Source organism: Hominimerdicola aceti, from assembly GCF_025567495.1.
Lineage (GTDB): Bacteria > Bacillota > Clostridia > Oscillospirales > Ruminococcaceae > Hominimerdicola > Hominimerdicola aceti.
On record NZ_JAOQJZ010000031.1, the window covers coordinates 1 to 1,951 of the forward strand.

The following is a 1,951-nucleotide window of genomic DNA, read 5'->3' on the forward strand; positions in this document are numbered from 1 at the left end:
TACTGTTTTACCTGTCCCATTCCTTGACACTCTCCTTCTTTTTTATTATATTTTCGTGGGTGGATTGTGTCAAGTTTTATTATACTACATCACTAGGAATATCTACACTTACTTTTCGTTTATCAAAGCAATTGAGACATATAGATACAAGATTGTCATCTCTGTCAAAAAAAGATCCTTCAAGACAATGTTCAGAACTTCCACAAAACTGACATGGTGTTTCTGTGAAGTATCCATTCTTTAAGACATCACGAAAATACTTATAATTATTCATTTATTTCCACCTTCCCGAATCCCACTCATTTTTCCAATAATTTTTCTTTTGCTGACGCCATTGAGCACGATTAATTTTACTTCCTTCATTATAGTGAGGGTGGTTTTTTTTATAATTACCACCCAGTCGATGATCAGTTTGAGTTTTTTCATAAAATGGTCCATTGGGATTTTGATTATCATGATGTATTTCAATTTATAACTAGGTGAATTAGTTTGGAATCTTCTCTTATGTAGGTTTCAAGGACGGTCTTTTCACCAGTTTCCATTGTTTCAGGATCTGTTGAAATGACGTTAACCTTATACTACACTGTCACGAAATGGATCAATATAGTTAAATTCAGTTTCTTCAAATATATTTTCTAATGCTTCTAAGCCATTTTCTTTTTTATATCGTAATTCTTCCTCAGTTATTGGTATAAGCCATAAAAACCTAATGTTCGTAGATTTAGTTTCTAACCACTCAAGTTCTGGTCCATCTAAGTAAGGCAATGAAATTAAACCATGGTCACATTTAGAGTTTTCGTACCAAGCACAGCCAAAATTAACCGTGTGTCCTAAACCAAGCATATTTCCGCTAGCATAATAATGTGCTATAGCTACAAGCAAATTAATTAAAAAGTTATTCTCGGTTGGAGCTAGTATAAATAATTCTAATCCTTGCTCTTTGTCTTTCCCTGACATCCCGCAAGTTGCATATATCCATGAATTTCTTTTTTCATTGGGTTTAAATTTCAGCACTTTAAAAAATGGCAACAAATTATGAATAGGTTCTTTATCATTAAAAATATACTCTGTACACTCACCCCAATTTATTAGATAATGTTCTTCAATCTTTTTTATCAAGTCCATACTTTTTCTTCATCTCCTTTGAATAATGTGACATTCGTCCACCTTGCGAATTCTGTTCTAACCTAGTTGCTGGCTTCATCCGACTACGATATTGTGCACTTGCCCTTCGTTCACTGGCGGTCATTTGATAACCTGGCTTTTCACCTGTACTAGGGTCTCCTTCATAATATCGTTTAACCAATGGGGGATCATGATCTGGAGAACCACCCACAACCTGCCGGTCTTTCTTCGTTGGAGTATTGCCATAATGTTTTCTTCTATTATATGGTTCAGTAGGCTTAGCATAATCATCGCCAGCATTATGCACCAACACACCAAAACCACTAACGTGATATGTATGGAAATCCTCTACTTGAAAATTATACACCGTAACAGGCTTGCCTATCAATTCGACATCAAAATTTTCAACCAAAAGAATGTTTTTGTTTGAGTCAAGCAATTCATCACCGACTGCAAGTTCTCCTGCTTTGATAAAGCCTTGATTTTTTTACATAGAACGGGTGAGTTTCAGTCGTTATAATCTCTTCGCCGTTGATCACCAAATGAATAAGCTTAGAATCTTCTCATATATAGATTCAAAACGCAAGTTAGAAAATAGATAATAGTATGGTTTCAGAATCTTCTAATTCAACTCGAATATGTTTACTATCAATTTGATCTATTTCACTCACCCACATTGTTTATTCATTTGTGCCTCTTCCCCCAATTTTCCATTGATTTGATGATTTGTGATTGGTAGAAAATTCTTCAAATGGATCTCTTAAATAATAAATAATCACACCTTCTCCACCAACAGCACAGTATGTCTCATCGTCTGAAATCAAAG

General features: G+C 34.5%; 4 protein-coding genes. All 4 read right to left on the reverse strand.

Annotated features, from left to right (window positions below; genetic code table 11):
* Positions 1–79 precede the first annotated feature (79 nt).
* The 4 genes from OCV57_RS14445 to OCV57_RS14210 all read right to left on the reverse strand — a co-directional run bounded on the left by OCV57_RS14445 (position 80) and on the right by OCV57_RS14210 (position 1,597).
* A complete protein-coding gene (locus tag OCV57_RS14445; protein WP_394804293.1) occupies positions 80–274 on the reverse strand; it encodes a CbrC family protein in 195 nt (64 codons plus the stop codon).
* The gene (locus tag OCV57_RS14200) at positions 275–469 is read right to left on the reverse strand and encodes an HNH/ENDO VII family nuclease (RefSeq protein ID WP_394804294.1); all 195 of its coding nucleotides are present in this window, start codon (positions 467–469) and stop codon (positions 275–277) included.
* Positions 470–573: 104 nt separating this feature from the next.
* Complete coding sequence (locus OCV57_RS14205) at positions 574–1,125, reverse strand: suppressor of fused domain protein (protein ID WP_267302081.1); 552 nt, start codon at positions 1,123–1,125, stop codon at positions 574–576.
* On the reverse strand, positions 1,103–1,597 hold the full coding sequence (locus tag OCV57_RS14210; protein ID WP_394804295.1) for a polymorphic toxin-type HINT domain-containing protein: 495 nt from the start codon (positions 1,595–1,597) through the stop codon (positions 1,103–1,105). Before OCV57_RS14210 ends, OCV57_RS14205 begins: the two co-directional genes overlap by 23 nt.
* Between the last annotated feature and the right edge of the window lie 354 nt (positions 1,598–1,951).